The sequence below is a fragment of the Anoxybacteroides tepidamans genome (genome assembly GCF_014201465.1).
In the GTDB taxonomy this organism is placed as follows: domain Bacteria; phylum Bacillota; class Bacilli; order Bacillales; family Anoxybacillaceae; genus Anoxybacteroides; species Anoxybacteroides tepidamans.
In genome coordinates this window covers 81,947-95,132 of sequence record NZ_JACHEP010000008.1, presented here as the reverse complement: position 1 = coordinate 95,132, position 13,186 = coordinate 81,947, and the positions used below count along the sequence as shown (strand labels likewise).

The window sequence follows — 13,186 nt, the reverse complement described above, 5'->3', positions numbered from 1 at the left end:
AAAAATCGGAAAAATTCCTTATTGCAACTTATATAGTTACGTTGATGCGTCACAGATAACCAAAGCACACCGCAGGCAGAGTGCAAAGCGGGTGGTTGCTCGGTTGCTCACAGCCGAAACATTCTTTTCCTCACATCCATGCGCAAAAGAAAAAGAGATTGCTCTAGGCAATCTCTTTCCCATCATCCAAAATATTTCACTAATGTCGCAATAATGAACATCGTGGCGAAAAAGCCAAATGAAACTATAAATCCGACACCAGAATCGACGGCATCATTGCGCGTGCATTGTACGCTTTTCTCAAACTCGTTCATTCATACCCCTCCTCATGCAATCATCTTTAGTATACGTCAAAAGAAAAAAAAAATCTATATAGCAATTGTTCGTTTCCTTCGTTGACAACAGTTAACACAAATAGTTCGTTTAGCGCGGGACAACATAATAATAACCGTTGATAAATAAGGTCCTAGGACTTGTTTATCAACGTTTATATAAATGGGAATCGGCTTTATTTCGTCCGCTGATTCCCTTGTAAATGTCAAGAAAACAGTGTATCTTTTCATCATGGGCGGTTTTAAAGAGAAAAGGAGCAGAGAAACATGGTGATTGACTTTTGGGGAAAAATTAAACAACAAACGCTGGCATCTCTTTATTTGTTATATGGAACGGAAACTTTTTTATTAAATGAAACATTGGAACGAATTGTCGGTACGGCTCTGAAAGATGGGGAGCGGGATTTCCATTTATCGGTGTATGATTGTGAAGAAACACCGATTGAAGCAGCGATCGAAGAGGCAGAGACGCTTCCGTTTTTCGGGGAGAAGAAGGTTGTTGTCGTGAAAAATCCGTATTTTCTTACGGCTGAAAAAGGAAAAGACAAAGTGGAGCATGATTTAAAAAAACTTGAGGAATACATAGCTTCTCCGTCTCCTTTTGCGGTTGTCATTTTTGTCGGGTTGTACGAAAAATTGGATGAGCGCAAAAAAATAACGAAGCGGCTGATGAATGAAGCGGAAGTGTTCGTTGCTTCTCCTCTTCATGAAAAAGAACTGCACCGCTGGATCGGTGAGCGGGTGAAAGAAAACGGCGTGACCATCACGGAAGAGGCGAAAGATGCGTTATTGAAGCTGGCGGGGACGAATTTAATGATCTTGGCGAACGAATTGGACAAATTGGCGCTATTTGTCGGACAAGCGGGAACGATTGCAAAAGAAACGGTAGAGATGCTTGTATCCCGCACGCTCGAGCAAAATGTTTTTGTGTTAGTCGAAAAAGTCGTTCAGCGAAACATAAGTGAAGCGCTGCAAATATTTTATGACTTGCTTGAGAGTAATGAGGAACCGATTAAAATTTTATCGCTTTTAGCGTCGCAATTTCGTCTTTTGTATCAAGTCAAATGGCTGGCTGCCAAAGGGTACGGACAGCAGCAGATCGCTTCATTACTAAAAGTACATCCGTTTCGTGTGAAGCTTGCTCTCGGACAATCCGTTTTATTTTCTGAGCAAGAACTGTTGAAAATGATGCACGATCTAGCGGAAGCGGATTACCAAATGAAAAGTAGCGCGATGGATAAACGGTTGCTAATAGAGTTATTATTCGTGAAATGGAGTCAAGAACGGATGTAACCTAGCTTTTTCAATGTTTGGCTTCAGCTACTAGCTTTTTTGTGTCAAACTAGCCTCCGCGGAAGTGACAGGCACTTCTCGTCGGAAGAACATTTGGCTGCGAGATGGAGTCAGGACGACGGCATTTTGCCGTTGCTCGCAGGACGTGGGCTGCCTTTAGGCGAAATTGGCTCGCCTCCGCTTTTCTTAAAAAAGAAAACGACCCGAAAAAGGTCGTTTATTTTAGTTACGCTGTGATGCTGTTTAATTTTTTTGCTAAGCGGGATTTTTGACGGCTCGCTACGTTTTTATGAATTAGTCCTTTGCTTGCCGCTTTGTCTAATTTTTTAGAAGCGATCACAAATGCTTCTTGCGCTTTTTCTACCTCTTTTGCTTCTACAAGCGCTTCAAATTTTTTAATCGCTGTGCGCATAGCTGACTTCATCGAAGCGTTATGAGCGCGCCGCTTTTCGCTTGTTTTTGCGCGTTTAATCGCGGATTTAATATTTGCCAACGTCTTTCACCTCCGTAATGCTGCCTATATACGTTATTCTTTTGTCATTTTTAGCGACATAGACATATCAAGAACAAGTGATATTCTATCAAACACACTTCAATTATGCAAGACTATTCAAGCAAAAATACTTTACTTATTAAAGAATGAAACAACAATAAAGCGGCGACAATAAATATAAATGATCGAAAAAAGGAGGAACGCCGACATGTTAGATCTTAGCATATATTCCGTGCGGACAGATTTGGCGGTTGAAGCTCATGAAATTGCGATGGAAGAGCGGTTGCAGCAAAAAAGCGAAACGTGCTCACACATTGAAGGCGTGATCATTCGTGATCGCGAAATCGATGGCATCAAGCTGTCATACGTCGAAGTGACGGAAGAAGGTGCCCAATCGCTCGGGAAAAAAGCAGGAACGTACATCACCATTGAAGCGCAAGGCATTCGCGAGCAAGATACGGAGCTGCAAAAAAAGGTAGAGGAAGTATTTGCAAAAGAATTTCATACGTTTTTGTGCAAATTGAATATTGGAAAAGCGGCGAGCTGCCTTGTCGTTGGACTTGGGAACGCTAACGTGACCCCTGATGCGCTCGGACCGCTGGCGGTGGAAAATTTGCTTATCACAAGACACTTGTTTCAGCTTCAGCCGGAAAGCGTCGAAGAAGGCTTTCGGCCTGTGAGTGCGATTGCGCCAGGGGTGATGGGAACGACAGGAATTGAAACGAGCGATATTATTCGCGGTGTTGTGGAAAAAACAAAACCAAATTTTGTTGTTGTCATCGATGCGCTCGCTGCACGTTCCATCGAGCGAGTCAATGCGACGATTCAAATTTCGGACACCGGCATCCATCCCGGATCGGGGGTAGGGAATAAACGAAAAGAACTAAGCAAAGAAACGTTAGGAATTCCCGTCATTGCGATCGGTGTGCCGACCGTTGTCGATGCGGTATCGATTACAAGCGATACGATTGATTTTCTTTTAAAACATTTCGGTAGAGAAATGCGGGAAGGAAGTCGGCCTTCTAGCGCCTTGGCACCGTCTGGATGGATGCTTGGAAGGCGAAAAAAATTAACCGACGAAGATCTCCCGATGCCATCAGAGCGGTCGACGTTTCTTGGAATGATTGGTACGCTGAACGACGACGAAAAACGGGCGCTTATTCATGAAGTATTGGCACCGCTTGGCCATAATTTGATGGTAACCCCGAAAGAAGTCGATCTATTTATTGAAGATATGGCGAATTTGCTAGCAAGCGGCTTGAATGCAGCGCTTCACGAGCAAGTCGATCAAGGCAATACCGGCGCTTATACACATTAATTCAAAAAAATGTTCTATCTTTTTAAGCTTGGCCATACTGTTAAATTAGTAGACAAGCTTAGAAAGGGTGAGAACATGAGACGGCTTCGTTCTCGGCAAATGATCGTGACGATTCATGGGACAAGCATAAAAAAAGTTGCGGTTTTAGCGGTTTTAGGATGGATGATGACATTTACGCTTGTCGGCCTCATGACTTCTTTGAAACCGGAATATCGCCTTTCGTCTTCTTCTGTTAACAATGTGACCAACGACTTCCCTGAGGAAACGTTCATCCATTTATTTAGCTTCGAAAATCATTATTTTTTGCAAAGTTTGCCGAAAGAGCGGCAAAAAATTAGTTATTCATCCATTTTGTTTCGGATGATGACAAGCATCAATCCTGATGATCCGCGCAGCTTGCTTGGGAGCGAACTGCCAGGGTTTGCTTTATACGACAGCAAAATCGTCGTTGCAGGAGAAGGAACGGATTATACGAACATGCCGTATGAATCCGCACCACCGCTTGAAGTGATGTTGGCTGAACGGGAAGCTTCGATCGAAAATTTACAGCAGGCTGATCAAGCGCAAGATGAAAAACCAGTGCCGCCACCAACGATGACTACGGGTGGAAAAAAAGTTGTCTACATTTATCATACGCACACATACGAATCTTACTTGCCGGCTTTAAAAGGGACAACGGATCCGGATCTTGCTTTTCATCGCAGCGTGAATATAACAAAGGTCGGACAAAAACTTGCAGAAGAATTGGAAAAACGGGGAATTGGAGCAGAAGAAAGCCCTGTTGATATTCAAAAAAGATTAACTGAAAAAAGAATGAAATATTATCAATCGTATGATATGTCAAGGGAAGTTGTTATGCAGGCGATGGGGCGTAATCGCGATTTACAATATTTGATTGATATCCATCGCGATTCGCGAAGACGAAAATATACGACTGTCACGATTAACGGAGTTGATTATGCCCGCGTCGTCTTTATTATTGGCGGGGAAAATGCGAATTACGAAAAAAATTTGCAATTAGCGACACAGCTTCATCGTTTGTTGCAAAAAAAATATCCGGGACTTAGCCGCGGAGTCATCGAGAAAAAAGGAGCGGAAACGAACGGAAAATTCAATCAAGATTTATCCGAAAATGCAATGTTAATCGAATTTGGCGGAGTTGACAATACGTTCGACGAACTGTTTCGAACGGCTGCAGCGGTTGCAGATGTATTTAGCGAATATTATTGGCAAGCGGAAAAAGTGCAAGCGCCAGCACCGGCTCAAAAGCAGTAAGGAGATGGAAACAGAATGATCAAATTTACGATTCAATTTTTTGCGGCCGCGACTCTTCTCTTTTTTGGCGTATTGCTCGGGATGCAGCAAGCAAACGAAGGACTTCTTAAAATGAAAGGCTATGAGGATCCATCGTTTCAAACAGTGCTACGTGTGTCCAAAGATCAAAATGGAGAGGTCGAGGCGATGGTGATGGGGAACAAAGTAACGATCGAAAACATCGATGAAAAGAAAAAAAAGCTGGAACATATGAAAATGTTCAATCTGTTTTCCGAGCTTGGAAAACGTTTAGCTGAAGCGGTGCGTTCCGTCATGAAAGAGATTCTTTCGTTTCTCGGTGAGCTTATCAAATGAAGTCGGGTTTTTCCCGACTTTTTTTCTTCTCTCATTGAATCTTGCCGGTGGTGTTGCTATAATCAAAGCTAGTGTAGTTCGGAAATAGCAGGAGTGAAAATAGATGAATCGTGAAGAAAGATTAAAAAGAAGAGAAAGAATTCGAAACTTTTCCATTATCGCACATATCGACCACGGAAAATCGACGTTAGCGGATCGCATTCTTGAAAAAACGGGTGCGATTTCTGAACGAGAGATGAAAGATCAACTGTTGGACTCGATGGAATTAGAGCGCGAGCGCGGCATTACGATTAAATTGAATGCCGTTCAACTGAAGTATAAAGCAAAAGACGGGGAAGAATATATTTTCCATTTAATTGATACGCCCGGACATGTCGATTTTACGTATGAAGTATCGCGCAGCTTGGCGGCTTGCGAAGGTGCGATTCTTGTCGTCGATGCGGCGCAAGGAATTGAGGCGCAAACACTGGCGAACGTCTATTTGGCGTTAGACAACAATTTAGAAATTTTGCCGGTCATTAATAAAATCGATTTGCCAAGCGCCGAACCGGAGCGCGTCCGTCAAGAAATTGAAGATGTAATCGGGTTAGATGCTTCCGAAGCGGTGTTAGCATCGGCGAAAGCCGGCATTGGTATCGACGAAATTTTAGAGCAAATTGTCGAAAAAATTCCAGCCCCAACCGGCGACCCCGATGCGCCGTTAAAAGCGCTTATTTTCGACTCGCTTTATGACTCGTATCGCGGCGTCGTCGCGTACATCCGCGTCGTCGAAGGAACGGTCAAGCCGGGCCAAAAAATTAAAATGATGTCAACTGGAAAAGAATTTGAAGTTGTCGAAGTCGGCGTGTTTACACCGAAGCCGAAGTTTGTCGATGAATTGACCGTCGGTGATGTTGGGTTTTTAACGGCATCGATAAAAAATGTGAGCGATACGCGCGTAGGAGATACGATTACCGATGCGAAAAATCCTGCCGTTGAGCCGCTTCCAGGCTATCGCCGCTTAAACCCGATGGTGTTTTGCGGAATGTATCCAATCGATACGTCCAAATACAACGACTTGCGTGAAGCGTTGGAAAAATTGCAGTTAAACGATGCAGCGCTGCAATTTGAACCTGAAACGTCACAAGCGCTTGGTTTCGGCTTTCGATGTGGTTTTTTAGGGCTATTGCATATGGAAATTATTCAAGAGCGCATCGAGCGCGAATTTAACATTGATTTAATTACAACTGCGCCAAGTGTCGTATACAAAGTGTACTTAACGGACGGAACAGAAGTGCAAGTTGACAATCCGTCGAACATGCCGGATCCGCAAAAAATCGACCGCGTCGAAGAACCGTATGTCAAAGCGACGGTGATGGTGCCGAACGATTACGTCGGGGCGGTCATGGAACTATGCCAAGGCAAGCGCGGAATTTTTGTTGATATGCAATATGTTGACGAAAAACGGGTGATGCTGATTTATGAAATCCCGTTATCTGAAATTGTGTATGATTTCTTCGATATTTTAAAATCAAGCACGAAAGGCTATGCTTCATTCGACTATGAACTGATCGGATACAAACCGTCCAACCTTGTGAAAATGGACATTCTTCTCAACGGAGAGAAAGTCGATGCGCTCTCCTTTATCGTTCACCGCGATTCTGCATATGAGCGCGGAAAAGTCATCGTAGAAAAGTTAAAAGAGCTGATCCCGCGTCAGCAATTTGAAGTGCCGGTTCAAGCGGCGATCGGTAATAAAATTATTGCGCGCTCAACCATTAAAGCGCTGCGCAAAAACGTATTAGCGAAATGTTATGGCGGTGACGTGTCTCGGAAACGCAAGCTTCTTGAAAAACAAAAAGAAGGGAAAAAGCGAATGAAGCAAGTTGGCTCCGTCGAAGTTCCGCAAGAAGCGTTCATGGCTGTACTGAAAATGGACGATAAAAAATAACGAAAAACAAAGGCTGTCTCATCGGATGGGATGGCCTTATTTTTTACGAAAAGGGGCGATAACGATTGATTCGGGCAGCGTATTTGCACATTCCGTTTTGCACGCACATTTGCCATTATTGCGATTTCAACAAAGTATTTTTAAAAGGACAGCCAGTGATGGAATATTTGCAGGCGATGGAACAAGAAATGAAGCGGACGATCGCGCAGTTTCCGACCGATCAGCTACACACGATTTTTGTTGGCGGTGGCACGCCAACTGCGCTCGATATACGACAGCTCGATTTTTTGTTAACGAGCATTCACAATTCCCTTCCGTTTGTGGCCGATGACGTGGAATTTACGTTGGAAGCAAACCCGAATGAACTGTCACGCGAAAAATTGCAGCTATTAAAAGAAGCGGGGGTCAATCGGTTAAGTATCGGGGTGCAAACGTTCGATGACGAATTGTTAAAACACATCGGTCGTACCCATCGGCAAACCGATGTGTTGCGTGCGCTTGAAGCAGCAAAAGCGGTCGGTTTTTCTAACGTTAGCATCGATTTAATGTATGGGCTGCCGGGGCAAACGCTCGCGCAACTACAAACGGATTTGGCTCTAGCGTTTTCGCTCGATGTTCAGCACATTTCAGCGTATTCGTTAATTATTGAGCCTAAAACTGTATTTTATAATTTAATGAGAAAAGGCAATCTTTCTTTGCCAGATCAAGAGGAAGAAGCGGAAATGTACGAAGAGATTATGAAAAAAATGGAAGAAAACAAGTACAATCAATACGAGCTCAGCAATTATACCCGCCCCGGCTTTGAAAGCCGCCATAACTTGACGTATTGGAATAACGAAGAATATTACGGAATCGGCGCTGGTGCCCATAGTTACGTCAATGGAACGCGAAATGTTAATGCCAGACCGCTCAAAAAATATATAGAGTTGATTCAACAAGGTAAACTACCGTATATAGAACACCATGAAGTCAGCGAGACAGAGCAGATGGAAGAGGAAATGTTTTTAGGATTGCGAAAAATCGAAGGGGTAGCCAAACAGCGATTTTACGAAAAATTTCACCGGTCGGTTCACGATGTGTTTGCTGAAGTAATTGAAAATGAAAAAGAGAAAGGGCTATTGGAGGAAACCGCAACTCATCTTCGCCTCACGCACCGCGGCAAACTGCTCGGCAATGAAGTGTTTCAGGCGTTTCTTGGCACAACCTAATTGACAGAAACGGCTGAATTTGATACTTTAATAATAGATTTAGCACTCGAACAACCTGAGTGCTAACAGAGGTGATGATAGTTGCTAACCGATCGCCAATTGCTTATTTTACAAGTCATTATTGATGATTTTATTCGTTACGGTCAGCCTGTCGGTTCCCGGACGCTGTCTAAGAAAGAGAAAATTACGTTCAGCTCTGCAACGATTCGAAATGAAATGGCGGATTTAGAAGAGTTAGGATATATTGAAAAAACCCATATTTCATCAGGAAGGGTGCCATCGGAAAAAGGCTATCGTTACTATGTTGATCATCTATTGTCACCACAGCGGCTGACACAAGAGGATATGAGAAAAATCAAGTCGATTTTCGCTGAGCGAATTTATGAATTAGAAAAGCTCGTCCAAAAATCGGCGCAAATTTTGTCCGATTTAACGAGCTATACGTCGATCGTTCTCGGACCGGCAGTGAAGGATAATAAGATGAAACGAATTCAAATTATTCCGCTGAACAAGGAAACGGCTGTGGCGATCATCGTAACAGATACGGGGCATGTTGAAAACCGCGTCATTACGATTCCGGCTTCCGTGAACGCTTCCGATTTAGAAAAAATGGTCAATATTTTAAACGAGCGTTTAATCGGCGTTCCGCTCATCGAATTAAAAGATAAAATTTATAAAGAAGTAGCCGATGTACTCCGCACTCATATTTATAATTACGACAGCATGTTAAAAACGATCTCGGAGACATTGGACGTACCGCAAGAAGAAAAAATGTTTTTTGCGGGAAAAACGAACATGCTCAGCCAGCCGGAATTCAGCGATATTCAAAAAGTGCGCTCCTTAATGACGATCATCGAGCAGGAAAAGGATTTTTACCGTTTGTTGCGCAAAAACAGCAAAAAAGGGATTCAAGTCACGATCGGCCGGGAAAACCAATTGAGCGGAATGGAAAACTGCAGCTTAATTACGGCTACCTATTCCGTTGGCGAGGAGCAATTGGGAACGATTGCAATCCTCGGACCGACACGCATGGAATATTCTCGCGTCATTACAATTTTAAATCGCGTCGCTTCCGATTTATCGACAGCGTTGACAGATTGGTATCAAAACAGCTAGCATTGGTCATATTGGATAATGGATGGTTGGTGCACCGCACCCCATCCTTTCCTTGTGAATGGCTTTTTTGAATATACATATGTTTCATTCATTTAAGGGAGGTGAAGTCCGTGGAAAAAGATCAAAAAGAAACCGTTCAAGTGCAAGAAGATGTTACATATGAACAATCAAACGACTCTGAAGTGGAAGTGAATGAAATGCAGCCAAGTGAAGGAAACTTATCCACAGAAAAAGAAGAGTTAGCAGCTGCAAACGAAAAAATTGCGGAACTTGAAGGAAAATTGCAAGAGATGGAACATCGTTATCTCCGTTTGCATGCGGATTTTGATAATTTCCGCCGCCGTACACGACTTGAATTTGAGGCAGCGGAAAAATATCGTGCCCAAAGCTTAGTGATGGATCTTTTACCTGCGTTAGATAATTTTGAACGCGCCTTAAAAATTGAGGTAGAAGATGAAAAAGCGAAATCGATTTTACAAGGAATGGAAATGGTCTATCGTGCTTTGTTAGAAGCGTTGAAAAAAGAAGGCGTTGAAGCGATTGAATCGGTTGGAAAACCGTTCGATCCGCATTTGCATCAAGCGGTGATGCAAGTCGAAGATAGCAACTATGAACCAAACACGGTCGTAGAAGAATTTCAAAAAGGATATAAACTAAAAGACCGCGTCATTCGGCCGGCAATGGTCAAAGTCAGTCAATAATGTGACAGGAGGGTGATCTTGATGAGCAAAATTATCGGCATTGACTTAGGGACAACGAACTCTTGCGTAGCAGTACTAGAAGGTGGCGAGCCAAAAGTCATTCCAAACCCAGAAGGAAATCGAACCACTCCTTCAGTGGTGGCATTTAAAAACGGAGAACGCCAAGTAGGGGAAGTGGCAAAGCGCCAAGCGATTACAAACCCAAATACCGTGATTTCGATTAAGCGCCATATGGGAACGAACTATAAAGTGGAAATTGAAGGGAAACAATATACTCCGCAAGAAATTTCAGCAATGATCTTACAATACTTAAAATCGTATGCTGAAGAATATTTAGGAGAACCCGTGACACGAGCGGTCATTACAGTTCCGGCTTACTTTAACGATGCCCAACGCCAAGCGACAAAAGATGCCGGCCGCATCGCTGGATTAGAAGTCGAGCGCATCATTAACGAGCCGACAGCGGCAGCGCTTGCGTACGGATTAGATAAAATGGACGAAGACCAAACGATTCTTGTCTACGACTTAGGTGGCGGTACGTTTGACGTATCGATTTTGGAATTGGGCGACGGCGTATTTGAAGTAAAAGCGACAGCCGGCGACAACCATCTCGGCGGTGACGACTTTGACCAAGTCATCATCGATTACTTAGTCGAGCAATTTAAAAAAGAACACGGCATTGATTTAGCGAAAGACAAAATGGCGCTTCAACGTTTAAAAGATGCGGCCGAAAAAGCGAAAAAAGATCTTTCCGGCGTCACGCAAACGCAAATTTCATTGCCGTTCATTAGCGCGAACGAAACAGGGCCATTGCATTTAGAAATGACATTAACTCGTGCAAAATTTGAAGAATTATCGGCACATCTTGTCGAGCGCACGATGGGGCCAGTGCGTCAAGCGTTGAAAGATGCGGGATTAACGCCAGCGGATATCGATAAAGTCATTCTTGTCGGCGGTTCGACACGCATTCCGGCGGTTCAAGAAGCGATCAAAAAAGAAATCGGCAAAGAACCTCATAAAGGTGTAAACCCTGACGAAGTCGTCGCGATCGGCGCTGCGATTCAAGGTGGGGTCATTGCTGGAGATGTAAAAGATGTCGTTCTTCTTGACGTCACACCGCTCTCATTAGGAATCGAAACAATGGGCGGTGTCTTTACAAAACTCATTGAACGCAATACAACGATTCCGACAAGCAAATCGCAAATTTTCTCGACGGCAACGGACAACCAAACAGCGGTGGATATTCACGTCTTGCAAGGGGAACGTCCAATGGCTGCCGACAACAAAACGCTCGGCCGCTTCCAATTAACCGACATTCCACCAGCTCCGCGCGGCGTACCGCAAATCGAAGTCACATTCGATATCGATGCGAACGGCATTGTGCACGTACGCGCGAAAGATTTAGGCACAAATAAAGAGCAGTCGATTACCATTAAATCATCGTCTGGTCTTTCTGAACAAGAAATTCAACGCATGATTCGCGAAGCGGAAGAAAATGCGGAAGCGGACAGAAAGCGGAAAGAAGAGGCTGAACTTCGCAACGAAGCAGACCATTTAGTATTTACGACAGAAAAAACGTTGAAAGAACTTCAAGGTAAAGTCGATGAAGCAGAAGTGAAAAAAGCGGAAGAAGCAAAAGATGCATTAAAAGCAGCGTTAGAGAAAAACGATATTGAAGACATTCGCACGAAGAAAAATGCGTTGCAAGAAATCGTTCAACAACTTTCGATTAAGTTGTATGAACAAGCGGCAAAACAAGCACAAACTCAGCAACAAGCGGGAGCAGATCATACAGGAACAAAAGACGACAATGTCGTAGATGCAGAGTTTGAAGAAGTGAAAGACGACAAGTAATAAAGAACAAAGTCAAAGTCAGGCCTGCCTTGGCTTTGACTTTTTTTCTAGAACGAATGAATTTGATCATGTCAAAATTTCGCAAACATTGTCGTCAACCTATTGCATACGTCAAGAAACGAATGGTACAATTAGCTTTATGTGAGTGAATCGGGAGTGGGTGATCATGACGAAACGAGATTATTATGAAGTTCTCGGAGTAAGCAAAAACGCAACGAAAGAAGAAATCAAAAAAGCATATCGGAAACTGTCGAAACAATACCATCCAGACGTGAATAAAGAGCCAGATGCAGCGGAAAAATTTAAAGAAATTAAAGAAGCATACGAAGTGTTAAGCGATGATCAGAAACGGGCGCATTACGATCAGTTTGGCCATGCAGAACCGAATCAAGGCTTTGGCGGATTTAGAAGCGACGATTTTGATTTCGGCGGCTTTAGCGGCTTTGGCGGATTTGAAGACATTTTCACCTCTTTTTTCGGCGGCGGGCGGCGTCGCGATCCGAATGCGCCGCGCGCAGGAGCGGATTTGCAATATACGATGACGTTAACGTTTGAAGAAGCGGCATTCGGAAAAGAAACGGACATCGAAATCCCGCGGGAAGAAACGTGCGATACGTGCCACGGATCGGGTGCAAAACCAGGAACGAAAAAAGAAACATGTTCACACTGCCGCGGAACAGGACAAATTAGCGTAGAACAAGCGACGCCGTTCGGGCGCATCGTCAACCGGCGAACGTGTCATTACTGCGGTGGTACGGGACAGTTCATTAAAGAAAAGTGTACGACGTGCGGCGGAAGCGGCCGCGTGAAAAAACGGAAGAAAATTCATGTGAAAATTCCAGCGGGAATTGATGACGGCCAACAGCTGCGGGTGGCCGGCCAAGGAGAGCCAGGTGTAAACGGCGGTCCTCCGGGCGATTTATATATCGTGTTTCACGTCGAGCCGCATGAATTTTTCGAACGTGACGGCGACGATATTTATTGCGAAATCCCGCTTACGTTTGCGCAAGTTGCCCTTGGCGATGAAATCGAAGTGCCGACCCTTCACGGAAAAGTGAAACTAAAAATTCCGGCTGGCACGCAAACGGGAACGAGATTCCGCTTAAAAGGAAAAGGAGTGCCGAACGTACGCGGATATGGCTATGGCGACCAACATGTAATCGTTCGTGTCGTTACACCGACAAAATTAACGGAAAAACAAAAGCAATTATTGCGCGAGTTTGATCAGTTAGGTGGCCACAGCATGCATCAAGGGGCGCATGACAGCTTTTTTGAAAAAGTAAAAAAAGCGTTTAAAGGGGAATAAAAACAT

12 protein-coding genes are annotated in these 13,186 nt (G+C 43.9%); 10 read left to right on the top strand and 2 right to left on the bottom strand.

The features are described 5' to 3' along the window. Nucleotides 1–182: 182 nt before the first annotated feature. Complete coding sequence (locus tag HNQ34_RS09130; protein ID WP_183253793.1) at nt 183–314, bottom strand: YqzM family protein; 132 nt, start codon at nt 312–314, stop codon at nt 183–185. Between the two features lie 285 nt (nt 315–599). Between HNQ34_RS09130 and holA the strand changes: the two genes are divergently transcribed. After that, nucleotides 600–1,625, top strand: coding sequence for a DNA polymerase III subunit delta (gene holA, locus HNQ34_RS09125; protein ID WP_183253792.1), 1,026 nt, complete (start codon nt 600–602; stop codon nt 1,623–1,625). 226 nt (nt 1,626–1,851) lie between these two features. On the opposite strand, the gene rpsT is transcribed toward holA, so the two are convergent. Then, the gene (rpsT, locus tag HNQ34_RS09120; protein WP_183253791.1) at nt 1,852–2,118 is read right to left on the bottom strand and encodes a 30S ribosomal protein S20; all 267 of its coding nucleotides are present in this window, start codon (nt 2,116–2,118) and stop codon (nt 1,852–1,854) included. Between the two features lie 208 nt (nt 2,119–2,326). Here rpsT and gpr point away from each other — a divergent pair, with 208 nt between their 5' ends. The 9 genes from gpr (at nt 2,327) to dnaJ (ending at nt 13,180) form a co-directional block, all read left to right on the top strand. Then, a complete protein-coding gene (gpr, locus tag HNQ34_RS09115) occupies nt 2,327–3,436 on the top strand; it encodes a GPR endopeptidase (protein WP_183253789.1) in 1,110 nt (369 codons plus the stop codon). A gap of 75 nt (nt 3,437–3,511) precedes the next feature. After that, nucleotides 3,512–4,711 carry a stage II sporulation protein P gene (spoIIP, locus tag HNQ34_RS09110; RefSeq protein ID WP_183253787.1) on the top strand — a complete coding sequence of 400 codons (1,200 nt, stop codon included), beginning with the start codon at nt 3,512–3,514 and terminating at the stop codon, nt 4,709–4,711. 15 nt (nt 4,712–4,726) lie between these two features. Next, nucleotides 4,727–5,065 (top strand): YqxA family protein, encoded by a 339-nt coding sequence (locus HNQ34_RS09105; RefSeq protein WP_183253785.1) that lies wholly within the window; start codon nt 4,727–4,729, stop codon nt 5,063–5,065. Nucleotides 5,066–5,168: 103 nt separating this feature from the next. Further along, a complete protein-coding gene (lepA, locus tag HNQ34_RS09100) occupies nt 5,169–6,995 on the top strand; it encodes a translation elongation factor 4 (protein WP_183253783.1) in 1,827 nt (608 codons plus the stop codon). 65 nt (nt 6,996–7,060) lie between these two features. Then, a complete protein-coding gene (hemW, locus tag HNQ34_RS09095) occupies nt 7,061–8,203 on the top strand; it encodes a radical SAM family heme chaperone HemW (protein WP_183253781.1) in 1,143 nt (380 codons plus the stop codon). A gap of 81 nt (nt 8,204–8,284) precedes the next feature. Next, the gene (gene hrcA, locus HNQ34_RS09090; RefSeq protein ID WP_183253779.1) at nt 8,285–9,319 is read left to right on the top strand and encodes a heat-inducible transcriptional repressor HrcA; all 1,035 of its coding nucleotides are present in this window, start codon (nt 8,285–8,287) and stop codon (nt 9,317–9,319) included. A 110-nt stretch (nt 9,320–9,429) separates the two neighbouring features. Beyond that, on the top strand, nt 9,430–10,020 hold the full coding sequence (gene grpE / locus HNQ34_RS09085; RefSeq protein ID WP_183253778.1) for a nucleotide exchange factor GrpE: 591 nt from the start codon (nt 9,430–9,432) through the stop codon (nt 10,018–10,020). A gap of 21 nt (nt 10,021–10,041) precedes the next feature. Continuing rightward, the gene (gene dnaK, locus HNQ34_RS09080) at nt 10,042–11,874 is read left to right on the top strand and encodes a molecular chaperone DnaK (protein WP_183253776.1); all 1,833 of its coding nucleotides are present in this window, start codon (nt 10,042–10,044) and stop codon (nt 11,872–11,874) included. A gap of 166 nt (nt 11,875–12,040) precedes the next feature. Then, nucleotides 12,041–13,180, top strand: a complete 1,140-nt coding sequence (dnaJ, locus tag HNQ34_RS09075) for a molecular chaperone DnaJ (protein WP_183253774.1) — start codon at nt 12,041–12,043, stop codon at nt 13,178–13,180. Nucleotides 13,181–13,186 lie beyond the last annotated feature (6 nt).